Annotated in this window: 19 protein-coding genes and 1 riboswitch; of the genes, 7 read left to right on the top strand and 12 right to left on the bottom strand. The window is 71.1% G+C overall.

The window, feature by feature from the left end; all coding sequences use genetic code 11:
- Nucleotides 1-7 precede the first annotated feature (7 nt).
- Nucleotides 8-1,135 carry a ferrochelatase gene (locus OG272_RS36260; RefSeq protein ID WP_326576243.1) on the bottom strand — a complete coding sequence of 376 codons (1,128 nt, stop codon included), beginning with the start codon at nt 1,133-1,135 and terminating at the stop codon, nt 8-10.
- Nucleotides 1,136-1,284: 149 nt separating this feature from the next.
- On the opposite strand from OG272_RS36260, the gene OG272_RS36255 reads away from it, so the two are divergent.
- The 3 genes from OG272_RS36255 (at nt 1,285) to sepH (ending at nt 5,243) form a co-directional block, all read left to right on the top strand.
- Nucleotides 1,285-2,526, top strand: a complete 1,242-nt coding sequence (locus tag OG272_RS36255; RefSeq protein WP_326576245.1) for an MFS transporter — start codon at nt 1,285-1,287, stop codon at nt 2,524-2,526.
- Complete coding sequence (locus tag OG272_RS36250; RefSeq protein WP_326576247.1) at nt 2,486-3,805, top strand: D-arabinono-1,4-lactone oxidase; 1,320 nt, start codon at nt 2,486-2,488, stop codon at nt 3,803-3,805. The genes OG272_RS36255 and OG272_RS36250 overlap by 41 nt, the downstream gene beginning before the upstream one ends.
- Nucleotides 3,806-4,217: 412 nt before the next feature.
- The gene (sepH, locus tag OG272_RS36245; protein ID WP_326576249.1) at nt 4,218-5,243 is read left to right on the top strand and encodes a septation protein SepH; all 1,026 of its coding nucleotides are present in this window, start codon (nt 4,218-4,220) and stop codon (nt 5,241-5,243) included.
- A gap of 191 nt (nt 5,244-5,434) precedes the next feature.
- On the opposite strand, the gene OG272_RS36240 is transcribed toward sepH, so the two are convergent.
- A complete protein-coding gene (locus OG272_RS36240) occupies nt 5,435-6,262 on the bottom strand; it encodes a sulfurtransferase (RefSeq protein ID WP_405895509.1) in 828 nt (275 codons plus the stop codon).
- 322 nt (nt 6,263-6,584) lie between these two features.
- Between OG272_RS36240 and OG272_RS36235 the strand changes: the two genes are divergently transcribed.
- Nucleotides 6,585-7,379, top strand: a complete 795-nt coding sequence (locus OG272_RS36235) for a VOC family protein (protein ID WP_327727515.1) — start codon at nt 6,585-6,587, stop codon at nt 7,377-7,379.
- A 68-nt stretch (nt 7,380-7,447) separates the two neighbouring features.
- Here the strand turns inward: OG272_RS36235 and OG272_RS36230 are convergent, their stop codons facing one another.
- The 4 genes from OG272_RS36230 to OG272_RS36215 form a co-directional block, all read right to left on the bottom strand.
- Entirely contained in the window at nt 7,448-8,095 is a 648-nt protein-coding gene (locus tag OG272_RS36230) for a thymidine kinase (protein ID WP_326576255.1), read from the bottom strand.
- Between the two features lie 106 nt (nt 8,096-8,201).
- Entirely contained in the window at nt 8,202-9,389 is a 1,188-nt protein-coding gene (locus OG272_RS36225) for an alkaline phosphatase family protein (protein WP_327727516.1), read from the bottom strand.
- Nucleotides 9,389-9,976 (bottom strand): DUF5998 family protein, encoded by a 588-nt coding sequence (locus OG272_RS36220; protein ID WP_326576259.1) that lies wholly within the window; start codon nt 9,974-9,976, stop codon nt 9,389-9,391. Before OG272_RS36220 ends, OG272_RS36225 begins: the two co-directional genes overlap by 1 nt.
- Nucleotides 9,977-10,140: 164 nt before the next feature.
- The gene (locus tag OG272_RS36215; protein WP_327727517.1) at nt 10,141-12,969 is read right to left on the bottom strand and encodes a GNAT family N-acetyltransferase; all 2,829 of its coding nucleotides are present in this window, start codon (nt 12,967-12,969) and stop codon (nt 10,141-10,143) included.
- Nucleotides 12,970-13,159: 190 nt separating this feature from the next.
- On the opposite strand from OG272_RS36215, the gene OG272_RS36210 reads away from it, so the two are divergent.
- A complete protein-coding gene (locus OG272_RS36210) occupies nt 13,160-13,441 on the top strand; it encodes an HPr family phosphocarrier protein (protein ID WP_257539733.1) in 282 nt (93 codons plus the stop codon).
- A 169-nt stretch (nt 13,442-13,610) separates the two neighbouring features.
- Here OG272_RS36210 and OG272_RS36205 read toward each other — a convergent pair whose 3' ends face one another.
- From OG272_RS36205 to OG272_RS36190, 4 genes are all read right to left on the bottom strand, one after another.
- The gene (locus OG272_RS36205) at nt 13,611-14,315 is read right to left on the bottom strand and encodes a GntR family transcriptional regulator (protein WP_327727518.1); all 705 of its coding nucleotides are present in this window, start codon (nt 14,313-14,315) and stop codon (nt 13,611-13,613) included.
- A gap of 190 nt (nt 14,316-14,505) precedes the next feature.
- A complete protein-coding gene (locus OG272_RS36200) occupies nt 14,506-15,294 on the bottom strand; it encodes a M23 family metallopeptidase (protein ID WP_326576266.1) in 789 nt (262 codons plus the stop codon).
- A gap of 13 nt (nt 15,295-15,307) precedes the next feature.
- Nucleotides 15,308-15,479, bottom strand: a riboswitch (cyclic di-AMP (ydaO/yuaA leader).
- Between the two features lie 203 nt (nt 15,480-15,682).
- Nucleotides 15,683-17,071 carry a pitrilysin family protein gene (locus OG272_RS36195; protein ID WP_327727519.1) on the bottom strand — a complete coding sequence of 463 codons (1,389 nt, stop codon included), beginning with the start codon at nt 17,069-17,071 and terminating at the stop codon, nt 15,683-15,685.
- The gene (locus OG272_RS36190) at nt 17,068-18,462 is read right to left on the bottom strand and encodes a pitrilysin family protein (protein WP_326576270.1); all 1,395 of its coding nucleotides are present in this window, start codon (nt 18,460-18,462) and stop codon (nt 17,068-17,070) included. The genes OG272_RS36195 and OG272_RS36190 overlap by 4 nt, the downstream gene beginning before the upstream one ends.
- Before the next feature lie 321 nt (nt 18,463-18,783).
- Here OG272_RS36190 and OG272_RS36185 point away from each other — a divergent pair, with 321 nt between their 5' ends.
- A complete protein-coding gene (locus OG272_RS36185; RefSeq protein WP_327727520.1) occupies nt 18,784-21,240 on the top strand; it encodes a DNA topoisomerase IV subunit A in 2,457 nt (818 codons plus the stop codon).
- A 25-nt stretch (nt 21,241-21,265) separates the two neighbouring features.
- On the opposite strand, the gene OG272_RS36180 is transcribed toward OG272_RS36185, so the two are convergent.
- Nucleotides 21,266-22,342 carry a GTP-binding protein gene (locus OG272_RS36180; protein ID WP_327732104.1) on the bottom strand — a complete coding sequence of 359 codons (1,077 nt, stop codon included), beginning with the start codon at nt 22,340-22,342 and terminating at the stop codon, nt 21,266-21,268.
- Nucleotides 22,343-22,810: 468 nt separating this feature from the next.
- On the opposite strand from OG272_RS36180, the gene OG272_RS36175 reads away from it, so the two are divergent.
- A complete protein-coding gene (locus OG272_RS36175; protein ID WP_326576274.1) occupies nt 22,811-23,362 on the top strand; it encodes a DUF6082 family protein in 552 nt (183 codons plus the stop codon).
- 57 nt (nt 23,363-23,419) lie between these two features.
- Here the strand turns inward: OG272_RS36175 and OG272_RS36170 are convergent, their stop codons facing one another.
- Nucleotides 23,420-23,659, bottom strand: a complete 240-nt coding sequence (locus OG272_RS36170) for a hypothetical protein (protein WP_326576276.1) — start codon at nt 23,657-23,659, stop codon at nt 23,420-23,422.
- Between the last annotated feature and the right edge of the window lie 181 nt (nt 23,660-23,840).

Here is a 23,840-nt window from a genome sequence, read left to right as displayed (position 1 = left end):
GTGCTCCTCACGCGTACGGGCTGTCGGCGCCCGCGGCGGCGGGCTGCGGTGCGCGGGCCGGGCAGCAGCCGACCGGGCACAGGTGGTGGCTCGCGCCGAGCGCGCCGAGGGCGCAGGGGGTGACGTCCCGGCCCAGCTCGGTCGCGGCGCGCTCCAGGACGAGGTCGCGGATCGCGGCGGCGAAGCGGGGGTCGGCGCCCACGGTGGCCGAGCGGCGGACCGGCAGCCCCAGCTCCTCGCCCTTGGCCATGGCCTCGGTGTCGAGGTCGTACAGGACCTCCATGTGGTCCGAGACGAAACCGATGGGCGCCATCACGACGGCCGGGACCCCGGCCGCGTGCCGCTCCTCCAGGTGGTCGCAGATGTCCGGCTCCAGCCACGGGATGTGCGGGGCACCGGAGCGGGACTGGTAGACGAGCTGCCAGGGGTGCTCGACACCGGTCCGCTCGCGCACGGCGTCGGCGATGAGCTTCGCGACGTCCAGGTGCTCCGCGACGTACGCGCCGCCGTCCCCGTGGTCCTCGGCCGGGCCGGAGGTGTCCGCCGAGGCGATCGGGATGGAGTGCGTGCAGAAGGCGAGGTGCGCGCCGTCGCGGACGTCCTCGGGGAGGTCGGCCAGGGACTCCAGGACGCCGTCGATCATGGGCTCCAGGAAGCCCGGATGGTTGAAGTAGTGCCGGATCTTGTCGACCCTCGGCGGCTCCAGGCCCTCGGCCTCCAGGGCGGCGAGCGAGGCGGCGAGGTTCTCGCGGTACTGGCGGCAGCCCGAGTACGAGGCGTACGCGCTGGTGGCGAGGACCAGGATGCGGCGGCGGCCGTCGGCGACCATCTCGCGCAGGGTGTCGGTCAGGTAGGGCGCCCAGTTGCGGTTGCCCCAGTAGACCGGCAGGTCCAGGCCGTGCTCGGCGAAGTCCTTGCGGAGGGCGTCGAGCAGGGCGCGGTTCTGGTCGTTGATGGGGCTGACCCCGCCGAACAGGAAGTAGTGCTGCCCGACTTCCTTGAGGCGTTCCTTGGGGATGCCGCGCCCCCGCGTCACGTTCTCCAGGAACGGGACCACGTCGTCCGGGCCCTCCGGGCCGCCGAACGAGAGCAGGAGCAGGGCGTCGTAGGGGGTGGCGTCGTGCGCGTGTGGCATGCCTCCGATCCTGCCACCCGGCGCCGACAGCCGGGATCCCGGCCCACGCCCCAGGATGACTAAGGGTGACCTCAGCCGTAAGCTGTATCGACTGAGTTCGCACCTTACGAGGAACTCGTTCCTCCGTTTACCGGCCGACCGGAGACCCCGTGCCCAGCCCCTACACCGCCCTGTTCGCCGCCCCCGGCACCAAGGGCTTCACCGCCGCGGGCTTCCTCGGCCGGATGCCGCTGTCCATGATGGGCATCGGCGTGGTCACGATGATCTCCCAGCTCACCGGCCGGTACGGCCTGGCCGGCGCGCTCTCGGCGACCATCGCGCTCTCCGCCGCCGTGCTCGGCCCGCAGATCTCGCGCCTGGTGGACCAGTACGGGCAGCGACGGGTACTGCGCCCGGCGACCCTCGTCGCCCTGGCCGCGTCGGCGGGGCTGTTGTTCGCCGCGCACTACGGCTGGCCGGACCGGGTGCTGTACGTCTGCTCGGCGGGCATCGGCTGCGTACCGAGCCTCGGGGCGATGACCCGGGCGCGCTGGGCGGCCCTGTACCGGGACACCCCACAGCTGCACACCGCGTACTCCTTCGAGTCGGTCGTCGACGAGGTCTGCTTCATCTTCGGGCCGATCATCTCCATCGGGCTGTCCACGGCGTGGTTCCCGGAGGCCGGGCCGCTGCTCGCCGCCTGCTTCCTCGCCGTCGGCGTCTTCTGGCTGACAGCCCAGCGCGCCACCGAACCGGCGCCGCATCCGCGCGAACGGCACGACAAGGGCCGTTCGGCGCTGCGCTCGGCCGGACTGCAGGTCCTGGTGGCCACCTTCGTGGCGACCGGGGCGATCTTCGGGGCCGTCGACGTGGTCACCGTGGCCTTCGCCGAGGAGCGGGGCCACAAGGCCGCCGCGAGCGTCGTCCTGGCCCTCTACGCGGCCGGTTCGTGCGCGGCGGGCATCGTCTTCGGGTTGTTGCGCTTCGCCGGGGCGCCGGAACGTCGATGGCTGCTGGGCGTGTGCGGCATGGCCGTGAGTATGATCCCCCTCCTACTGGTCGGAAACTTGCCGTTTCTGGCCGTGGCGCTCTTCGTCGCGGGCCTGTCCATCGCACCCACGATGATCACGACGATGTCCTTGATCGAAGAGCACGTACCACGCACGCAACTGACCGAGGGCATGACCTGGGTGGGCACCGGGCTCGCGGTCGGGGTGGCGCTCGGCTCCTCCGTGTCCGGCTGGGTGATCGACGCTGCCGGGGCGGAGGCGGGGTACGTGGTTCCGGCAGCGTCCGGAGCCGTCGCGGTCGCGGTCGGTTTTCTCGGGTACCGCCGGCTGCGCAGGCCGGCTCCAAGGCGGGGAGGGCCCCATGAGCACCACAGTGATCGGGAAGAGCGGCACGTGGCGTAACTGGGCGGGGAACGTCACCGCCCGGCCCGTACGGGAGGTCACCCCTGCCACCGTGGAGGAACTCGCCGCTGCCGTACGGCAGGCCGCCGAGGACGACCTCCGGGTGAAGGCGGTCGGCACGGGCCACTCCTTCACGGCCGCCGCCGCGACCGACGGCGTGTTGATCCGCCCTCAACTGTTGACGGGCATACGCAAGATCGACCGTGAGGCCATGACGGTCACGGTCGCCGCCGGCACCCCGCTCAAGAGGCTCAACATGGCTCTCGCGCGTGAGGGGCTGTCGCTCACGAACATGGGCGACATCATGGAGCAGACGGTCTCCGGCGCGACGAGCACCGGCACCCACGGCACCGGCCGCGACTCGGCCTCGATCGCCGCCCAGATCCGGGGTCTCGAACTGGTCACCGCCGACGGCTCGATCCTCACCTGTTCCGCGACCGAGAACCCCGACGTCTTCGCGGCGGCCCGCGTCGGCATCGGCGCCCTCGGCATCGTCACCGCGATCACCTTCGCCGTGGAGCCGATCTTCCTGCTCACGGCGCGCGAGGAACCGATGTCGTTCGAGAGGGTGGTGGCCGAGTTCGACGAACTGCACGCCGAGAACGAGCACTTCGAGTTCTACTGGTTCCCGCACACCGGCAACACCAACACCAAGCGCAACAACCGCAGCGCGGGTCCCGAGAAGCCCGTACCGCAGCTGAACAGCTGGTTCGAGGACGAGTTCCTCTCCAACGGCGTGTTCCAGGTGGCCAACTGGGTCGGCCAGGCGGTCCCCGCCACCATCCCGACGATCGCGCAGATCTCCAGCCGCGCCCTGTCCGCGCGGACCTACACCGACATCCCCTACAAGGTCTTCACGTCTCCGCGCCGAGTGCGCTTCGTGGAGATGGAGTTCGCCGTTCCGCGCGAGGCCCTGGCGGACACGCTGCGTGAACTCAAGGCGATGGTCGACCGTTCGAACCTGCGCGTCAGCTTCCCCGTCGAGGTGCGCACCGCGCCGGCCGACGACATCACGCTCTCCACCGCCTCCGGCCGCGAGAGCGCGTACATCGCCGTGCACATGTTCAAGGGCACGCCCTATCAGGCGTACTTCACCGCCGCCGAGCGGATCTTCACCGCGCACGAGGGGCGGCCGCACTGGGGCAAGGTGCACACGCGGGACACGGACTACTTCGCCAAGGTCTACCCCCGCTTCGGGGAGTTCACCGCCCTGCGTGACCGGCTCGACCCCGAACGGCGGTTCCAGAACGACTACTTGCGCCGGGTGCTCGGGGCCTAGGGCAGCCCTAGCCGCCCGGGCGGTTCTGGTGATCGCGTGAAGCACGTCCCTCCCGAGGTCACGAAAAGGTCTGTTCCGGCGGCGGATCGACGTCTCCCATGAGAAGTTGAGCGGCGTGCCGATCCACGCAAGTGGCCCGAATGGAGTACTGTTGCGAGCCCTGGGTCCGGACTCCCGCCAGGGTGTCCGGGGCCTTCGAGGACCGCCGGGAGGGGGATCGTTGCACAGGGTGATGAGGTTCGTCACTTAGCGTTGCGAACAGGTAACCGTGCCATAACGGCGACCTCGGGCTCACGCCCGACACGCCGGGCAACTCGGCAAGGTTGTGGCAGGCTGCACCCGGGCAGGCCACACTCGACTAGCGGAAGCAGCGACGCACGTGACGTCGGCAGGCACCACCCGGGAGGTCCCCATGCCCGAACTGCGTGTCGTGGCCGTCTCCAATGACGGCACACGGCTGGTGCTGAAGGCTGCCGATTCCACGGAGTACACGCTACCGATCGACGAACGGCTGCGTGCCGCCGTGCGCGGCGACCGACCCCGCCTCGGTCAGATCGAGATCGAGGTGGAGAGCCATCTCCGCCCCCGTGACATCCAGGCGCGGATACGCGCGGGTGCCACGGCCGAGGAGGTCGCGCAGCTCGCCGGCATCCCCGTCGACCGGGTACGCCGGTTCGAGGGCCCCGTACTGGCCGAGCGTGCCTTCATGGCCGAGCGGGCCCGCAAGACCCCGGTGCGCCGCCCCGGCGAGAACGCCGGACCCCAGCTCGGCGAGGCCGTACAGGAGCGACTGCTGCTGCGCGGCGCCGAGAAGGACACCGTCCAGTGGGACTCGTGGCGCCGCGACGACGGCACCTGGGAAGTCCTGTTGGTGTACTGCGTCGCGGGCGAACCGCACTCGGCGAGCTGGACGTACGACCCGCCCCGGCGGCTCGTCCAGGCCGTCGACGACGAGGCGCGTTCGCTGATCGGCGAGTCCGACGACCTCGGGACACCCGAGCCGAGCTTCCCGTTCGTGCCGAGGATCGCGCGGCTGCCCCGTGACCGCCCCCTGGACCGCCAGGCGGAACGTCCCGCCCTGCCCGCGCCGCCCGAGAGCGACGAGGAGTTGGTGAGCGAGCGCGACTCGCTCACCAGCATCCTGGAGGCCGTCCCCAGCTACCGGGGCGACCTGGTCGTGCCCGACCTGCCCTCGGCCGAACCGCAGGAGGAGTCCGTCGAGGAAGTGGCGGAGGAGGAGTCCGCGACCCCTGCGGCCTCGGCCGGTTCCGCGTACGCGGACGTCCTCATGCCTCGGTCGGTCAACGGCCACCGCGACCGGCTCGTCGGCGCCACCGACCGCCAGGCCGAGGCCGACGGCGTCCGGCCGGGTCGTCGCGCGGCGGTGCCCAGCTGGGACGAGATCGTGTTCGGTACGCGACGCAAGAAGCAGGAGTAGCGGCCCACAGCGGTGGGGAGTTGGACCGGTCGTTCACGCAGATCCGTTTCTTCGTCTGTGTCCTCGTCGTCTTCCTCGTCGGAGAATCGGGCTCGTCGGTGCCGGCTGGTCGGTGCAAGATCGGTCATTCATACGTGTGGGGGGCCCGCGTCGTTCAGGCACGGGCCCCACGGCACGCCGTCAGCGGTGGGTCACTGGGGGTCGGGTCCGGTGGCCACCGGACGGTCCTCGTCCCGGGACCACTCCGACCACGAGCCCACGTACAGCGCCGCCGGGACGCCCGCGACGGCCAGCGCCAGCACCTGGTGGGCGCCGGAGACACCGGAGCCGCAGTAGACGCCGACCTCGGAGTCGGCGGTCGCGCCGAGTCCCTTGAAGCGGTCGGCGAGTTCGGCGGCGGACCGGAAGCGGCCGGATTCGGCCACGTTCTCCGTGGTCGGGGCCGACACGGCGCCCGGGATGTGACCGCCGACCGGGTCGATGGGCTCCACGTCGCCGCGGTAGCGCTCGGCGGCCCGTGCGTCCAGGAGCAGCCCGGTGCGGGCCAGCGCGGCGGCACCGTCCGCGTCGAGCAGCGGCAGCGCGCCGGGGACGGGTGCGAAGGTGCCGGGCACGGGCTCCGGGATCTCGGCCGTCAACGGGCCCTCCCAGGCCGCCAGACCGCCGTCCAGGACCCGCACCGAAGGGTGGCCCGCCCAGCCGAGCAGCCACCACGCCCGCGCGGCGGCCCAGTTGAGTCCGCCGTCGTACACGACGACGGCACGGTCGGCGCAGACCCCGGCCGCCCGCATCGCCGCACCGAAGGCCTCCGGGTCGGGCAGCGGGTGGCGGCCGCCGGAGCCCGCCGGGCCGGCGAGTTCGGCGTCCAGGTCGACGAAGACGGCCCCCGGGATGTGCGCCTGTTCGTACTCGGGGCGCAGGTTCGGGCCGCCCAACTGCCAGCGGACGTCCAGCAGGACCGGCGGTTGGGCTCCCGCCAGCTCGTTCGCGAGGTCGGAGGCGGAGATGATGGCGTTCATGGCCCCATCCTTGCGCACGAGGTGGCCGCGTCGTCCTGGTCCGGCTACTCTGCCCGCCGGGCGGTGCCGATCACGAGGCGTACGGGATCGGGCACAAGCCGTACAACCGATGGACACCGCACGGCGGCGCCGCGGAAAGCGACCGGTACCGGCGAGCCGGGCACCCGCGCACACGTACGCGGCGCGCGGCGGTGCGGCGCGGGCCCGTGGCGTTACGGGTGGTGCGAGCATCGGCACGGGGCGTGATCGCGCGTGGACGCGGTACACGCCTTCGGAGGGCGGACGGACACGGCCGCAGCGAGGGGCCGAGGAGAGAGTGACGATGACCGAGGCACGGGGGTCGACCGGCCTGAACGGTGCGGCGTATCCACCGGGCACACCCTGCTGGGTGAGCCTGATGGTGCACGGGATGGCGACGACCCAGGACTTCTACGGGGCGCTGTTCGGCTGGGAGTTCCAGCCCGGGCCCCAGCAACTCGGCCCGTACGTACGGGCACTGCTCGACGGGCGCCAGGTCGCGGGCATCGGCCAGCTGCCGCCCGACCGCCATCTCCCCATCGCCTGGACGCCGTACTTCGCCTCGGCCGACGCGGACCTGACGGCGGAGACCGTGCGGCACTGCGGAGGCACCGTCGGTGTCGGCCCGCTGGACGCCGGCGAGGCGGGCCGCCTGGCTATCGCCTCCGATCCCGCGGGCGCCGTCTTCGGCATCTGGCAGGCGGCGGAGCACCTCGGCGCGGACATCACCGGCGTCCCCGGCACCCCCGCCTGGGACGAACTCCTCACCGTCGACAGCTCGCTGGTCGCCAAGTTCTACGAGACGACCTTCGGCTACGAGGAGGAGCCGGTCGTCTCCCCCGACCTCGACTACGTCACCCTCCGCGTCGGGGGCCGCCCCGTCGCCGGCATCCACGGCGTCGGCGGCGCCCTCCCCCGCGACCGAGGGCCCCACTGGCTGACCTACTTCGAGGTGACCGACCCCGACGAGGCCGCCAACCGCGTCATCGAACTCGGCGGCCACGTCCTCACCCCCACCCACGACACCCCGCACGGTCCGGTGGCCACCCTCGCCGACCCGGAGGGCGCGAAGTTCGCCGTGGTGCACTCGGAACGCTGAACCCGCCGGTCGCACGGTCGGGTGAACCGGGAGCCGGGGCCGGGCGTCCCGTCAGACCGTCTCGACCGTCAGACCGTCTCGACCGGCAGGACGTCCGGGGAGAGGGCGCTCGCGTGGGCCGTCGCGGCCGTCATACGGCGGCTGTGGTGACGGCGGCAGAGGACCTCGTAACCGATGTCGTCGGGCTGGTTGACGTCGCCGACGACGACCTGGGCGCCCTCGACGACCATCTGGCCGCCTATCGTGCGGGCGTTGTGGGTGGCGCGGGCGCCGCACCAGCAGAGGGCCTCCACCTGCAGGACCTCGACGCGGTCGGCCAGCTCGACCAGGCGCTGGGAGCCGGGGAAGAGCTTGGAACGGAAGTCGGTGGTGATGCCGAAGGCGTAGACGTCGAGGCCCAGGTCGTCCACGACGCGGGCGAGTTGGTCGATCTGCCCGGGGGCGAGGAACTGGGCCTCGTCGGCGATCACGTAGTCCGCGCGGCGGCCCTGGGAGAGGTGGTCGACGAGGTACGCGTAGAGGTCCTGGCCGTCCTCGACCTCCACGGCGTCGGTGACCAGGCCCAGCCGCGACGACAACTTGCCCTCGCCCGCGCGGTCGTCACGCGTGAAGATCATGCCCTGGAGCCCGCGTGCCGAGCGGTTGTGCTCTATCTGGAGGGCCAGCGTCGACTTCCCGCAGTCCATGGTTCCGGAGAAGAACACCAGCTCGGGCATGGTGAGTTGAGCACCTTTCGGTGAGGAGGGCGAGGGGGCGGCGGGGCCGGAGGGACGACCGGGTGGGCAGGCGGGCAGGCGGGCAGGCGGGCAGGCGGGCAGGGCTTCAGGAGCGTACTTCGAGGAGCGGGACCAGCTGTTCCACGGGGGTCATCGAGCCGTGGTTGCCAACCATCGCCGACTCCTTGGGCTCCCGCTCGGAGGCGATGATCAGGACGTCGTCGCGCGCGGCCGCGACCACGTCGCCGAGGCGGGCGTACACGCGTTCGTCGACGTGCGGTCCGAACCAGCCCGCCGCGATCGCCTCGTCGCGCGAGGCGATCCAGAACTGCTCGCCGAGCACCTCGCGCCAGCAGGTCAGGACATCCGACTCGGCGCCCCGCACCGCGTACACATGGCGGGCGCGGCCCTCACCGCCCAGCAGGGCGACCCCGGCGCGCAACTCCCAGTCCTCGTCGAAGTCGATGCGGTGCTGCTCGTCGAACGGGATGTCGATCATGCCGTGGTCGGCGGTGACGTACAGCGCGGTGCGCGGCGGGAGTTGCTCCGCCAGGCGCTGGACCAGTCGGTCGACGTGCATGAGCTGGCCGCGCCAGGCGTCGGAGTCCACGCCGAAGCGGTGCCCGGCGCCGTCCAGCTCGGAGTAGTACGTGTAGATCAACGCACGGTCCCCGGCCGCCAGTTGCTCGGCGGCCAGGTCCATGCGGTCCTCGCCGGAGAGGCGGCCGTGGAAGGTGCCGCCGCTCAGGGCGACCTGGGTGAGAGGGGTGTTCTGGAAGGCCGGGGAGGTGACCTGGGCGGTGCGCACACCCGCCGCGTCGGCAAGCTGGAAGATCGTGGGGTACGGCTGCCACACCTTCGGTGACGTCCACGGCTGCCAGCGGAGCTGGTTCATCAGCTCCTCGGTCTCCGGGTTGCGGACCGTGTAACCGGGCAGCCCGTGCGCGCCCGGGGGCAGGCCCGTGCCCACGGAGGCGAGCGAGGTCGCGGTGGTGGCGGGGTAGCCCGCGGTGAGGGGGCGGCCGGTGCCGCCGCGTGAGGACGCCAGCAGCGCCGTCATGTAGGGCGCCTCGTCCGGGTGCGCCTTCAGCTGCTCCCAGCCCAGGCCGTCGATCAGGAACACGCAGGCCCGGTCGGCCGCGGTCAGCTCCGGTATCGACGCGGTCGTACCGGGGACGCCCATGCCCGCCGCGAGGGTGGGCAGGAGGTCGGCGAGCGAGCCGGAGCCGTACTCGGGGACGGGGGCGGAGCCGACGGCGAGCGGTTCCGGGTGGTCCCAGGTGGGCAGCGCCATCAGCGGGCGGGGTCCGCGGTCGCCTCGGAGAGGGACTGCGCGAAGGCGAGGGCCTGGCGCACGGTCTCCGGGCCGTCCCCGGCCTCGCTGACGCGCAGGCTGAGGTCGTCCGCCGTCGAGCTGCCCGTGTACCCGTGGTCCGCCTCGCAGTTGGGGTCTCCGCAGGCGGCGGGCTCCAGGTCGATGCGGGAGACGGCGCCCCAGCCGATGGTCAGGACGATCTCGCGGGGCAGGGTGCCCGGTGCGTACGACTCCGGGTTGGCGACGACCCGGCTGAGCACGACCGACGAGATCCGGCCGATCTTCACCGACTCGGTCGACGTCGTGGCGTACGGGGTCGGCGAGGTGGTGTCCGCGGCCTGTTCGTCGGTGTGGCTCACGATGAAGCGGTTGCCCGTGAGGACGAGGACGGTGACGTGCCGCCGCACCTCGTTCGCGTCGAACGTCGTCTCCTGGTGGACCAGGTACGACTTGATGGCCTCGCCGCCGACAGCGGCCTCCACCGCCTCGGCCACGAGGGCCGGGTAGTAGCCGCTGCGCTCGATCGCCGCACGCAGCCCCTGGGTCGTCGTACTGGTCTTGGCCATGACGTCCATCCTACGGTGGCGCACTGACTGCGAGGGACCGCTCTGCCGTCTCTGTTCTGTCGTGGACGGATCAATGCGTGGGGCCGTGCGCCGTCCGTACGCGGTCCGCGCGCCGTCGCCGGTACACCGCGAGCGTCGACCTCAGTACACAGCCAGCGTCGCCCTCAGTACACCGGAAGCGTCCTCGGGCCGAGGTCGTCGCGGGCGGGCGGGCGCGCGAGCCGGACGGTGGCGCCGAGGACGCTCAGGCCGTGCGGGGCGACGACGACGGGCTCCAGGGAGACCGCCACGACCTCGGGGTGGTCGTCGACCAGTCGGGAGACCCGCAGCAGCAGCTCCTCCAGCGCCTCCGTGTCGACGGGGGCGGAACCCCGCCAGCCGAAGAGGAGCGGTGCGGTCCGGATCGACCGGACCAGCGAGGTCGCGTCCCGCTCGGTGGCCGGGATCAGGCGGTGCGCCATGTCCCCGAGCAGCTGCGACGCGGGCCCGGCGAGCCCGAACGACAGCACCGCCCCGGCCGCCGGGTCCACCACCGTCCGCACGATCGTGTCGACCCCGCGCGGGGCCATGCCCTGCACGACCGGACGGAGCTCATCGGGCCCTCCGAACAGCTCCGTCAACTCCGCGTACGCCCGCCGCAGTTGCTCCTCGTCCGCCAGGTCGAGCCGTACGCCGCCCAGGTCGGCCCGGTGCCGCAGGTGCGGGGCGGTCGTCTTGAGCGCGACGGGGTAGCCGATGGCCTCCGCCGCCCGCACCGCCTCGTCGGGCGTGGGCGCGGGTCGCGCCTGCCGCGGGTGGATGCCGTACCGCGCGAGCAGTGCGCCCGTCTCCTCCGCGTCGAGCGTGAGTCCCTCGCCCCGCGCCAGCAGTGCGTCGATCTGCTCGGCGGCCCCCTTCTCGTCGATGTCCTCGTACGCGGGCACCCGCCCGGGGTCGGCCGCCTCCCGCCGCCACTGCGCGTAGTTCACGGCTTCGGAGAGTGCGCGAACGGCCCGCTCGGCGGCGGGGTAGGCGGGGATGAGGTGCGCCTCGGCCGCGGCGGCTTCCCCCCGCTCAAGCGCGGCCGAGGGTGGGGGAAGGTGGGCACCCCCCGCGGCGCCGGGCGCCCTGTCACCGGCCTGTGGTGCCGTGCTCGCCGCGGCCGACAACGCCTCCGCGAGCCCACCCAGCTCGACGTGCACGACCAGCACCGGCTTTGAGGGATTCGCGGCGGCAGCGGACCGCAGTGCGTCGGCCAGGGCCGCGTCCCCGGGTGACGTCTCCCCCAGCGCGGGTATCGCCGTGACCACGACCGCGTCGCACGAGTCGTCGGCCAGCGCCCGCGACAGGGCCCCGGAGAAGTCCCGCGCCGAGGCCCCGGTCGTCAGATCCAGCGGGGGCAGCGGCCGCAACCCCTCTGAGAGACACGCGTCGTAGGTGAGCAGCCCCAACGACTCGGAGTTCCCCAGAATCGCCACCCGCGGCCCCGCTGGCAGGGGCTGCCGGGCCAGCAGCAACCCCGCGTCGACGAGTTCCGTGATCGTGTCGACCCGGATCACCCCGGCCTGCCGCAGCAGTGCGGAGACGGTGGTGTGGGGCAGCCGGGTGGCGCGCACGGCATGCCCCAGGGGTGCGGAACCATGTCGCGCCCCCTGTACCACCACGAGCGGCTTGACCGCCGCCGTGCGCCGGGCGAGGCGGGTGAACTTGCGCGGGTTGCCGATGGACTCCAGGTACATGAGGACGACATCGGTGTCCGGGTCCTCGTACCAGTACTGGAGGACGTCGTTCCCCGACACGTCCGCGCGGTTGCCGGACGACACGAAGGTGGAGACGCCGGTGACGCCGGTGACCCCTCCCCCGCGCCGGTGCAGCCGGGACAGCAGTGCGATGCCGATGGCGCCGGACTGGGCGAAGAGCCCGATGCGCCCGGAGCGCGGGGCCTCGGGGGCGAGCGAGGCGTTGAGCCGTACACCGGGGGCGGTGTTGATGATCCCGAAGGCGTTCGGCCCGATGATGCGCATGCCGTACGTACGCGCCTGGCGCACCAGTTCGCGCTGGCGCTCGCGCCCGTCGGGGCCGCTCTCGGCGTACCCGGCGGAGACGACCACGAGCCCCTGCACGCCGTGTTCACCGCACTGGGCGACGACCTCGGGCACGTACGCGGCCGGGACGGCGACGACCGCGAGGTCGACAGGCCCCTCGATGTCGGTGACGGACCGGTGCGCGGGCACCCCGGCGATGTCCTTCTCGTCCTCCCCGAGGGCCTTGTTCACCGCGTACAGCCGCCCGGTGAAGCCCGCGTCCCGCAGATTGGCGAGCACGCTGCGGCCCACTCCGCCCGGCGTGCGCCCGGCGCCGATGACGGCGACCGAGCCGGGGGCCAGCAGCCGCTGTACGGACCTGGCCTCGGCTCGCTGCTCGCGGGCGCGCTGGACGGCGAGGGAGCGGTCGGTGGGCTCCAGGTCGAACTCCAGGCGGACGACGCCGTCCTCGAAGCTGCGCTTCTGCTGGTACCCGGCGTCGGTGAACACTTTGATCATCTTGGAGTTGGCGGGGAGCACCTCGGCGGCGAAGCGTCTGATGTCGCGCTCGCGGGCGACGGCGGCGATGTGTTCGAGGAGGGCGGAGGCGACGCCGCGACCCTGGTGGGCGTCCTGGACGAGGAAGGCGACCTCGGCCTCGTCGGCGGGGGCGGACGCGGGCGTTCCGTCGGCGCCGATGCGGTCGTAGCGTACCGTGGCGATGAACTCGCCGCCGACGGTGGCGGCGAGCCCCACCCGGTCCACGAAGTCGTGGTGCGTGAAGCGGTGGACGTCCTTGGCGGACAGGCGAGGGTAGGGCGCGAAGAAGCGGTAGTACTTCGACTCGTCCGAGACCTGCTCGTAGAAGCTGACGAGACGCTCGGCGTCATCAACGGTGATGGGCCTGATGCGTGCGGTGCCGCCGTCGCGCAGCACCACGTCGGCCTCCCAGTGGGCGGGGTACTCGTGCCGGTCCGACGAGGTCTGCATGGGCCCCAGAGTACGGCTCGCGTACGACAACGGCGCGGGGCAGTCTGGGGAAGCGCAACAGACGCGCGGAAGCCGGTTCGTGGTCAGGCCGTGGGCTCGTTCCGGTACGCCGCGCCATATGGGAAACTGGTCTAGACAACCTGGTCTAGACCTCTCTGAAGTACCCGAGACACCTGAAGGGCAGCATCACATGGCTGAGCGCCGCGTCAACGTCGGCTGGGCCGAGGGCCTCCACGCCCGACCCGCATCCATCTTCGTCCGGGCCACCACGGCCTCCGGTATCCCCGTGACGATCGCCAAGGCCGACGGCAACCCCGTCAACGCGGCCTCCATGCTGGCGGTGCTGGGCCTCGGCGCCCAGGGCGGCGAGGAGATCGTGCTCGCTTCCGAGGCCGAGGGCGCGGACATCGCGCTCGACCGTCTGGCGAAGCTCGTGGCCGAGGGACTCGAAGAACTCCCCGAGACGGTCTGAGCGACCCGGCCGAATAAAGCGGAAAAGGCCTGAAAGGCCACCCGCAGACACACCGAAGGGCTCGTCCGATTTATCGGGCGGGCCCTTCGCCTTTTCGTCCTTTTCCGTTCTGCGGGCAGCAGGAAAAATGCCCTTCGGAATTCTTCCCTCTTTGTATACGGCTCCTGTGTTAATGCCGCAGACTCGGCGTGTTTACGGGGTGTTGCGAAGTCCTCACACGGTCGGGGCGTTCCGTCCCGCCGGCCCCGGACGGAAATCGGAGCCGGTGTGCGGCGGTGGCGCGCTCGGTGTGCAGGGACGTGATCGTCCGGGCCCGGTCGCTGTCGCCGCGCGCGACCGCGTCCACGATGCCGCCGTGCTCCGCCCAGGACTCCACGGGGTTGGCCGGCGCCTCGATGGCGTACATCCAGGCGATCTTGTGCCGCAGCTGGGCGAGCGTCGAGGTCAGCGCGGGGCTGCCGGACGCCTGTGCGAGCGTCTCGTGGAACCAGCCGCCCAGGGAGCGCAGATCCTCGCTGTTCCCCCTCCTGGCCCGCTCCTGGCCCAGTCTGACCAGGCCGCGCAGCACCTTCAGGTGTGCTTCCGTGCGGCGCTGCGCGGCGCGGGCGGCGCCCAGTGGCTCCAGCAGCATGCGCATCTCCAGCAGGTCGGCGGCCTCCTGCTCCGTCGGCTCGGCGACGCACGCGCCCGCGTGCCGACGGGTCACCACGAAGCCCTCGGCCTCCAGCGTGCGCAGCGCCTCGCGCACGGGGACCCGGCTGACGCCGTACCGGCGGGCGAGCAGTTCCTCGGTGAGACGGCTGCCGCGCTCGTAGACACCCGCGACGATGTCATCACGGATCGCCGTGCATACCGAGTGCGCCGGAATACGCATGACCGACCTCCGCCTTAATCCCCGTGAAACGTCGATGATTGACGTGTGTTCCAGCGACTCTATTGCAGCGAGCCGGAATTTCCGATGGCGGACCGGAATCCAGGGATATTTTTTGGACAGGAGGTACGTCACAACGCGGAAAGCCCCGGCTCGGTGAGCCGGGGCCTCCTGGGAAGCGTCGAGTGGTGCGTCAGACGTTCACGCCGTGCGAACGCAGGTACGCGGCGGGGTCGATGTCCGAGCCGTACTCGGCCGTCGTCCGGGCCTCGAAGTGCAGATGCGCGCCGGTGACGTTGCCGGTCGCCCCGGAGAGGCCTATCTGCTGGCCGGGGGTGACCGTCTGGCCGACGGAGACGCCGATGGACGACAGGTGGCCGTACTGCGTGTACGTGCCGTCGGTCATCTTGATGACGATGTTGTTGCCGTACGCGCCACCCCAGCCCGCCTCGACGACGGTGCCGGAACCCACCGCGTGGACGGCGGTGCCGGACGCGGCGTGGAAGTCGACGCCGGTGTGGCTGCCGGAGGACCAGACGGCGCCGCCGGCCTTGTAGCCGGTGGAGATGTACGAGCCGCTGATCGGGGCGACATAGGTGTTGAGGCGCTCGCGCTCGGCCGCGCGGGCGGCACGGGCCTTGATCTCTTCGCGCTCCTTGGCGGCGGCACGTTCCTGCTCGGCCTTCTCGGCGGCGGCCTTCCGGGCCTCCTCCTGCGCCTTCTTCTTGACGGCGGCGACCTCGGCGGCCTGCTGCTGGGCCAAGGCCTGGGCGTCGACCTGCTCGGCGACCGTGTCGCCGAGGACGATGATCTGGTTCAGGCCGGTCTGCTCGACGGCGGGCTCCTCCGCGGCGAGCGCGGGAGCGGCCAGGGTGCCGATGACACCGGTGGTGGTGAGAGCGGCGACGCCCACGTTCCTCGTGGTCGTGCGCTTCACACGGCCGGGACGCCGGTGCTTCCCGGGGGCGCGGGTGAACGCCATGAAGTGGCTGGTCCTTTCCTTCCTTCTCGCCTACCGGGTTAGCTGACGGGTTCGGAGCAGGAAGGTCTCCTACGGCTGCCCCTCGTTTCGCGACGCTCCGCGAAGGGCACCCGATTCACCCCAGGGACTTCGGTGGGTCCCCGGCTCCCCTGGCTCGCGCCATGGGGACTCGGCGATGACTGTCCGGTGCCGCGGCTGCGGCGAACTTCTGACGAACAGCCGGACCGACGCTAAGCGGGCCGTCTTCGAAATAACAAACGGATCACAGGATTTGTTAAGTACGCCACAGGTCAGACACACAACCTCCGCCATCAATACGGACAAACGCGGGCCCTGGTGACTCTTCAGTCACCAGGGCCCCACGGACGTGTGTCCTTCTGTCCCGGTTCTACTCGGCCGGTACGACGGTGACTTCGCCGATGTCGAGGGCCCTGACCGGCGCCTCGATCTGCGCGGCGTCACCGACGAGGACGGTCACCAGACGGTCCACCGGGAAGGCGCTCACGGCGGCCGCGGTGGCCTCCACGGTGCCCGTGGCGGCGAGTTGGCGGTACAGCGTCGACTGGTAGTCGTCCGGCAGGTACTGCTCGACCTGGTCGGCCAGCGTGCTCGCCACGGCCGCGGCCGTCTCGAACTTGAGCGGGGCGACCCCGACGAGGTTCTGCACGGCGACATCGCGCTCGGCGTCGGTCAGGCCCTCGGCGGCGAGCGTGCGCAGCACCGTCCACAGGTCGTCGAGCGCCGGTCCGGTGTTCGGTGTGTCGACGGAGCCGCTGATGGCGAGCATCGCCGTGCCCGAGCCGTCCGGCGCGGAGCGCAGCACCTGGCCGAACGCGCGCACCCCGTAGGTGTAGCCCTTCTCCTCGCGCAGGACGCGGTCCAGGCGGGAGGTGAGGGTGCCGCCGAGGCAGTAGGTGCCGAGCACCTGGGCCGGCCACACACGGTCGTGCCGGTCGGCGCCGACCCGGCCGATGAGCAACTGGGTCTGCACGGAGCCGGGGCGGTCCACGATGATCACCCGCCCGGTGTCGTCGGCGCTCACCGACGGCACGGGGCGCGGCTTGGCCGGGGAACCGGTCCAGGCGCCCAGGGTGTCGCCGAGCAGCGCGTCGAGGTCGACTCCGGTGAGGTCGCCGACGACCACGGCGGTGGCCGTCGCGGGGCGCACGTGCCGCTCGTAGAAGGCGCGTACGGCCGCGGAGTCGATGCCCTCGACGGTCTCCTCGGTGCCCTGGCGGGGCCGCGACATACGGGACGTGGCGGGGAACAGCTGCCTGGAGAGCTCCTTGGCGGCCCGGCGGCCCGGGTTGGCGGTCTCGTGCGGGATCTCGTCGAGCCGGTTGGCCACCAGCCGCTCGATCTCGCTGTCCTCGAACGCGGGTGCCCGCAGGGCGTCGGCCAGCAGGCCGAGCGCCTTCTCCAGCCGCGACACGGGCACTTCGAGGGACAGGCGGACGCCGGGGTGGTCGGCGTGCGAGTCGAGGGTGGCGCCGCAGCGCTCCAGCTCGGCGGCGAACTCCTCGGCCGTGTGCTTGTCGGTGCCCTCCGAGAAGGCCCTGGTCATGATGGTGGCGACGCCGTCGAGACCGGCCGGCTCGGCGTCCAGCGGCGCGTCGAGCAGGACCTCTACGGCGACGACCTGCTGGCCGGGGCGGTGACAGCGCAGCACGGTCAGGCCGTTGTCCAGGGTGCCGCGCTCGGGCGCCGGGAACGCCCAGGGCCTGGCCTCGCCGGCCTGGGGCTGCGGGTGGAAGTCCATGGTCGCGAGCTCGGTCACTTCGCCGACTCCTCGTTCTTGTCGGTCTCGTCGGTCTGGTCGGTGGGTTCGGCGGCCTCCGCCTCGGCGGCTTCCCCTTCGTCGCCCTCTTCGCCGGCCACGGGCTCGTAGACGAGCACCGCGCGGTTGTCGGGCCTCAGCCGCGCCTTGGCGATCTCCTGGACCTCGTCGGCCGTCACCTCGAGAACGCGGTCGACGGCGGTGAGGGCGAGCTTCGGGTCGCCGAACAGGACCGCGAAGCGGCACAGTTCGTCGGCGCGGCCCGAGACCGTGCCGAGCCGGTCCAGCCACTCACGCTCCAACTGGGCCTGGGCCCGCTCCATCTCCTCGGCCGTGGGGCCCTCCGCGGCGAACCGGGCGAGCTCCTCGTCGACGGCGGCCTCGATGACGGGCACCTCGACGTCGCCGGAGGTCTTCACGTCCAGCCAGGCCATGGAGGGCGCGCCGGCCAGCCGCAGCAGGCCGAACCCGGCCGTCACGGCTGTGCGGTCACGGCGTACGAGCCGGTTGTACAGGCGGGAGGACTCGCCACCGCCGAGGATCGTGAGCGCCAGGTCGGCCGCGTCGCACGCGCGCGTGCCGTCCTCCGGCAGCCGGTAGGCGGCCATCAACGCGCGCGCGGGCACGTTCTCCTCGATCACCTCGCGCAGCTGCTCGCCCATGATGTCGGGCAGCGCGCCGTCGCGGGGCTCGGGCTTGCCGTCGTAGGAGGGGATGGAGCCGAAGTACTTCTCCACCCACGCGAGTGTCCGGTCCGGGTCGATGTCGCCGACGATCGACAGGACGGCGTTGTTGGGCGCGTAGTACGTCCTGAAGAACTGCTGGGCGTCCTCCAGGCTGGCCGCCTCCAGGTCGTCCATCGAGCCGATCGGCGTGTGCCGGTAGGGATGGCCCTCGGGGTGGGCCAGACGGAAGATCTTCTCGAAGGCGGTGCCGTAGGGCACGTTGTCGTACCGCTGCCGGCGCTCGTTCTGGACGACGGCCCGCTGGTTGTCCAGGTTCTTCTGGTCGAGCGCGAGCAGCAGGCTGCCCATGCGGTCGGCCTCCAGCCACAGCGCGAGCTCCAGCTGATGGGTGGGCATGGTCTCGAAGTAGTTGGTGCGCTCCCAGCTGGTGGTGCCGTTCAGCGAACCGCCCGCGCCCTGGACCAGCTCGAAGTGGCCGTTGTCCTTGACCTGGCCCGAGCCCTGGAACATCAGGTGCTCGAAGAGGTGGGCGAGGCCCGTACGGCCCTCGACCTCGTGGCGCGAACCGACGTCGTACCAGAGGCACACCGCGGCGACCGGGGTCAGGTGGTCCTCGGAGAGCACCACGCGCAGGCCGTTGTCCAGGCGGTGCTCCTTCACTGTCAGGCCTTCGGAGCCGGCCTCGGCTGTGGCCGTGTGACCCATGGGCGGTACGTCCCTTCGATCGCTGTGCTGTGGTCGCGGGATCCGTCGTGGAATCGTCGCGGAAACCGCTGTTCTCCTGCCGGTCCTGCCACTGTATGCAAGCGTGCGGACCCCTGGAGAAGTTCCCGGGGGTCGTACGCCGAGAGCGAGACGGGGGCTTGCGGTCGGCGGTCACGGTTAAGGTCGGCGCACGCTGTTGACGCGGTGGCTCGGAACCCCGTATCCAGTGGTCGGAGCCGGGTCGTGTCCGCGTTGTCGGTGCGGCAGTCCACAATGGTCCGCGTCAGAGTCCGTTCACGTCTCAGCAAGGAGCCGGCAGCGATGGCCCGCCGCAGCACGAAGACCCCGCCGCCCGACGACGCGTTCGAGGAGAAGATCCTCGACATCGACGTCGTGGACGAGATGCAGGGCTCCTTCCTGGAGTACGCGTACTCGGTCATCTACTCCCGAGCCCTGCCCGACGCCCGTGACGGCCTGAAGCCGGTGCACCGCCGGATCGTCTACCAGATGAACGAGATGGGCCTGCGCCCCGACCGCGGCTATGTGAAGTGCGCCCGCGTCGTCGGCGAGGTCATGGGTAAGTTGCACCCGCACGGCGACTCGTCGATCTACGACGCCCTGGTGCGCCTCGCCCAGCCCTTCTCCATGCGGCTCCCCCTGGTCGACGGCCACGGCAACTTCGGCTCGCTGGGCAACGACGACCCGCCGGCCGCCATGCGGTACACCGAGTGCCGGATGGCCGACGCGACGAGCCTGATGACGGAGTCGATCGAAGAGAACACGGTCGACTTCTCCCCGAACTACGACGGCCAGGAGCAGGAGCCGGTGGCGCTGCCCGCCGCCTTCCCGAACCTGCTGGTCAACGGCGCGTCCGGCATCGCCGTCGGCATGGCCACCAACATGCCGCCGCACAACCTGGGCGAGGTCATCGCGGCCGCCCGCCACCTCATCAGGTATCCGAACGCCGACCTGGACACGCTGATGAAGCACGTCCCGGGCCCCGACCTGCCCACCGGCGGCCGGATCGTCGGTCTCACCGGCATCAGGGACGCGTACGCGACGGGGCGCGGCACCTTCAAGATCCGTGCCACGGTGGCGGTGGAGACCGTGACGGCCCGCCGCAAGGGCCTGGTCGTCACCGAACTGCCGTTCACCGTGGGCCCGGAGAAGGTGATCGCCAAGATCAAGGACCTGGTCGGCTCGAAGAAACTTCAGGGCATCGCCGACGTCAAGGACCTCACCGACCGTGCGCACGGCCTGCGTCTGGTCATCGAGATCAAGAACGGCTTCGTGCCGGAGGCGGTCCTGGAGCAGCTCTACAAGCTGACGCCGATGGAGGAGTCCTTCGGCATCAACAACGTGGCCCTGGTCGACGGCCAGCCCCTCACCCTGGGCCTCAAGGAGCTTCTCGAGGTCTACCTCGACCACCGCTTCGAGGTCGTACGGCGCCGCTCGGAGTTCCGCCGCGGCAAGAAGCGCGACCGTCTTCACCTGGTCGAGGGTCTGCTCACCGCGCTGGTGGACATCGACGAGGTCATCCGCCTGATCCGCTCCAGCGACAACTCCGCGCAGGCCAAGGAGCGCCTGATCGAGCGCTTCTCCCTGTCGGACATCCAGACGCAGTACATCCTCGACACCCCGCTGCGCCGTCTCACCCGGTTCGACCGCATCGAGCTGGAGTCCGAGAAGGACAGGCTCAACGCCGAGATCGCCGAGCTGACCCGGATCCTGGATTCGGACGCGGAGCTGCGCAAGCTGGTCTCCGGCGAACTGGCCGCCGTGGCGAAGAAGTTCGGCACCGGGCGCCGTACGGTGCTGCTGGAGTCCTCGGGCACCCAGGTGGCCGCCGTTCCGCTCCAGGTCGCGGACGATCCGTGCCGGGTGCTGCTGTCGTCGACGGGGCTGCTGGCGCGTACGGCCAACGGCGAGCCCTTCGCGGCGGACGAGGACGGCAAGCGCGCCAAGCACGACGTCATCGTCTCCGCGGTCCCGGCGACGGCCCGGGGCGAGGTGGGCGCGGTGACCTCCACCGGCCGCCTGCTGCGCCTGAACGTGGTCGACCTGCCGCAGCTGCCGGACACGTCGGCGGCCCCCAACCTCTCGGGCGGCGCCCCGCTCGCGGAGTTCCTCACCCTCCAGGACGGCGAGACGGTCATCTGTCTGATGACGCTGGACGAGTCGTCGCCGGGGCTGGCCATCGGCACCGAGCAGGGTGTCGTCAAGCGTGTGGTCCCCGACTACCCGTCCAACAAGGGGGAGCTGGAGGTCATCACGCTCAAGGACGGCGACCGGATCGTCGGTGCCGTGGAGCTGCGCACCGGCGAGGAGGACCTGGTCTTCATCACGGACGACGCCCAGTTGCTGCGTTACCAGGCCTCCCAGGTCCGCCCGCAGGGCCGTCCGGCCGGCGGTATGACCGGCATCAAGCTCACCGAGGGCGCGAAGGTCATCTCCTTCACCGCCATCGACCCGGCCGCGGAGGCGGTCGTCTTCACGGTGGCCGGCTCCCGCGGCACCTTGGACGACTCGGTCCAGACCACGGCCAAGCTCACCCCGTTCGACCAGTACCCCCGCAAGGGCCGCGCCACGGGCGGCGTCCGCTGTCAGCGGTTCCTCAAGGGCGAGGACTGCCTCTCCATCGCCTGGGCGGGCCCCGTCCCGGCCCGCGCCGCCCAGAAGAACGGCACCCCGGCCGACCTCCCGGAGATGGACCCGCGCCGCGACGGCTCGGGCGTGTCCCTGGGCAAGACGGTGTCCGCGGTGGCGGGGCCGGTGTGAGCGAAGGCCTTCACAGGTTGTCGCTTCACAGGTTGTCGTAGGAGGCCTCGGGTTCCTCGGCCGCTGCCTCCTGGACGTAGCGAAGGACGCCCCACATGCCGTGTTCGTCGGCTTGTGGGGTGTCGTTCTCGTCCCTGCACGCCTCCAACTCCTTGCTCAGGGCGGGGGCGTCGATACCGGCCCCGATGAGCACGAGCTGACTGAGACGCCTCTCGTCCCCGGTCCCGTCGTGGTCCGCCCAGGGCTCGGGGTAGAACCGCAGGAACCGCCCGACGGCATGCACGGCGTAGCGGTTCCGGGGGTCGTACGGCCCGAAGTCGACGTATCCCTTGATGCGGTAGAGCCCGTCGGCCCGCCCGTCCAGGAAGTCCATGAGCCGCCGGGGGTCGAGCGGAGCATCGGAGACGAAGGCGACGCTGTCGTAGCCGGTGTGCAGATGCCCGGTGTGCTCGTGCCCGTCCTGCGTGTCGTGGTCGTGCCGGTGGAGGTCGTCGAAGGAGAGCTGGCCGATGCGCTCCTCGGAGGGCCGGCAGTCGAAGAGGAACTCGGGGTCGATACGCCCGTAGGTGGCGGGCACGACGGCCGCACCGTCACTGATCGAGCGGACGAGCGCCAGGACCCGTTCCCCGTCCTCGGCCCGGTCGAGCTTGTTGACGACGACGAGGTCGGCGATGGCGAGATGCCGGTCGATCTCGGGATGCCGCTGCCGGGTCTCCAGGAACTCGGCCGCGTCGACGACCTCGACGAGCCCGCCGTACACCACCCGGGGGTTCTCACTGGCGAGCACCATCCGCACGAGCTCCTGCGGCTCGGCGAGCCCACTGGCCTCGATGACGATGACGTCGATCCCGGCGGAGGGCTCGGCGAGCCGCTCCAGATACACATCCAGCTCACTGACGTCGACGGCACAGCACAAGCACCCGTTGCCCAGCGACACGGTGGAATCCCCGAGCGCCCCGGCCACGGCCATCGCGTCGATCTCGATCGCCCCGAAGTCATTGACGACAGCACCGATCCGGCTGCCGCCACTGCGGTGGAGGAGATGGTTGAGCAGGGTGGTCTTACCGGACCCGAGGAACCCGGCGAGGACGACGACGGGAATCTGCGGCGAGCCTTGCGGACTCGGACTCTGACTCGGGCTCGGGCTCGGGCTCGGCCCCTGGCCCCGCTCCGGACCCTGACTCGACGACTGGCTCAACACGCGCCCTCTCTCACACCGTTGCGTGCGCCGGCTCACGGCCGGCCACCGCACGAGGTCGGCTCATGGACCGGCTCTCACCGGAACGCCGCAGCTCTCGTACGTCCCCTGCAGGCCGCCCCAGGATACGAGTGGGGGCGAACGCCCCGTGGAGTGAACGATTGTTAGCGGCGCCCGCGGGGCACACGTTGGGCATGGCGCCGGTTCGCGCGACCCGCACATCCCTCCGTGCGCCTCCTCTCCGCCTCCCAGCCGACCAGCGCCGCTCGGCAACATTGGGAGACGGCAAGCGCCGCCCACCGCTCGCCGGTCCCCCTCCTGTCGACCCACACCCGACGACCGGCGGAACGGCCGCCTGAACCGGGGGTTGACATGGCCACACAGAACACGAAGTCGGGCGGACTGAGGGCCGCCGCAGCAGTCGGCCTCGGCATGGCGGTCGGCACGCTCGCCGCATGGGCCGCCCAGCGCCCCGTGGTCGAAGCGCTCCGCGCACGGGTCGAGCGCCTGGAGCAGCGGGCCCAAGTCCAGCAGCAGGCCAATCTGACCAGCCAGCAGCAGTTGCACTGGGCGCTGTTGAGCAAGGCGATGGACGACTCCGACCTCGCCGAAGTCCTGGACCTCTACGATGCCTCTCCCAAGAAACGCCGCCAATTCCTCTTCGCCAACGCCCTCTACACGAACCTGCTCTTCTACTACCGCATCGGCAACATGACCAAGGACGAGTTCTTCAAACGCGTCAGGGGCATGTTCCAGAACCCCATCGTCAGGGAGTACTGGTACGCCACCCAGCAGAACCGGGCGAGCATCGCGGACACCGAGGAGGCCGAACTCGGGCTCCTGGTCGACGATCTCCTGCGACAACTCGAGGAAGCGGAGACCGAGGAATGGTGGGTGGTCGGCGAGCCGCCGGGCGAGGACTGAACGAAGGGGTGACCCCGAGTACCTCTTCCCTCCGGGCCACCCCGCACCGGAGAACCCCTACACGTCCGGGATATCGGCCTTGGCCTTGACCAGGGTCTCGCGAGTGATCACGACAATGCGTTCGTAGTCGGCACGCGCCGCGTCGGCGGGGAGTTGCACGTCCATGGAGTCGGTGACATCTGTGCCGATAATTGCGAAATTCCCGTCGGACAATTCAAAGATATCAGGGCAAGTCGCACCGTCTGTGCTCCCGCGATGACGTGGAGGAACACCAAGCCGGCGAATGATCTGACTCACTGTCGTTTTTCCCTCTGCTCTCAAGGCGCACGCTGCCACGCAGTGCGCGAAGGCATCCTCGCAGAGCCCTGGCCGGGGACACCGGGCGGCGCGCACCCGGGAGAAGCACGCGGCGTGATTGCCGCTCACCCGCCGTCGAACGCGCCGCATTTCGCTTCACCGCCACCCCCACACAGCGGCT

Origin of the sequence: Streptomyces sp. NBC_00104 (genome assembly GCF_045160825.1) — a bacterium.
In the GTDB taxonomy this organism is placed as follows: domain Bacteria; phylum Actinomycetota; class Actinomycetes; order Streptomycetales; family Streptomycetaceae; genus Streptomyces.
This window is presented reverse-complemented; position numbering and strand designations above follow the sequence as displayed.

What these genes read in the sequence shown, in the direction of transcription:
- OG272_RS36260 (WP_326576243.1), bottom strand. Translation starts at nt 1,135, where the DNA reads ATGCCACACGCGCACGACGCCACCCCCTACGACGCCCTGCTCCTGCTC.
- OG272_RS36250 (WP_326576247.1), top strand. Translation starts at nt 2,486, where the DNA reads ATGAGCACCACAGTGATCGGGAAGAGCGGCACGTGGCGTAACTGGGCG.
- sepH (WP_326576249.1), top strand. Translation starts at nt 4,218, where the DNA reads ATGCCCGAACTGCGTGTCGTGGCCGTCTCCAATGACGGCACACGGCTG.
- OG272_RS36240 (WP_405895509.1), bottom strand. Translation starts at nt 6,262, where the DNA reads ATGAACGCCATCATCTCCGCCTCCGACCTCGCGAACGAGCTGGCGGGA.
- OG272_RS36235 (WP_327727515.1), top strand. Translation starts at nt 6,585, where the DNA reads ATGACCGAGGCACGGGGGTCGACCGGCCTGAACGGTGCGGCGTATCCA.
- OG272_RS36230 (WP_326576255.1), bottom strand. Translation starts at nt 8,095, where the DNA reads ATGCCCGAGCTGGTGTTCTTCTCCGGAACCATGGACTGCGGGAAGTCG.
- OG272_RS36225 (WP_327727516.1), bottom strand. Translation starts at nt 9,389, where the DNA reads ATGGCGCTGCCCACCTGGGACCACCCGGAACCGCTCGCCGTCGGCTCC.
- OG272_RS36220 (WP_326576259.1), bottom strand. Translation starts at nt 9,976, where the DNA reads ATGGCCAAGACCAGTACGACGACCCAGGGGCTGCGTGCGGCGATCGAG.
- OG272_RS36215 (WP_327727517.1), bottom strand. Translation starts at nt 12,969, where the DNA reads ATGCAGACCTCGTCGGACCGGCACGAGTACCCCGCCCACTGGGAGGCC.
- OG272_RS36210 (WP_257539733.1), top strand. Translation starts at nt 13,160, where the DNA reads ATGGCTGAGCGCCGCGTCAACGTCGGCTGGGCCGAGGGCCTCCACGCC.
- OG272_RS36205 (WP_327727518.1), bottom strand. Translation starts at nt 14,315, where the DNA reads ATGCGTATTCCGGCGCACTCGGTATGCACGGCGATCCGTGATGACATC.
- OG272_RS36200 (WP_326576266.1), bottom strand. Translation starts at nt 15,294, where the DNA reads ATGGCGTTCACCCGCGCCCCCGGGAAGCACCGGCGTCCCGGCCGTGTG.
- OG272_RS36190 (WP_326576270.1), bottom strand. Translation starts at nt 18,462, where the DNA reads ATGGGTCACACGGCCACAGCCGAGGCCGGCTCCGAAGGCCTGACAGTG.
- OG272_RS36185 (WP_327727520.1), top strand. Translation starts at nt 18,784, where the DNA reads ATGGCCCGCCGCAGCACGAAGACCCCGCCGCCCGACGACGCGTTCGAG.
- OG272_RS36175 (WP_326576274.1), top strand. Translation starts at nt 22,811, where the DNA reads ATGGCCACACAGAACACGAAGTCGGGCGGACTGAGGGCCGCCGCAGCA.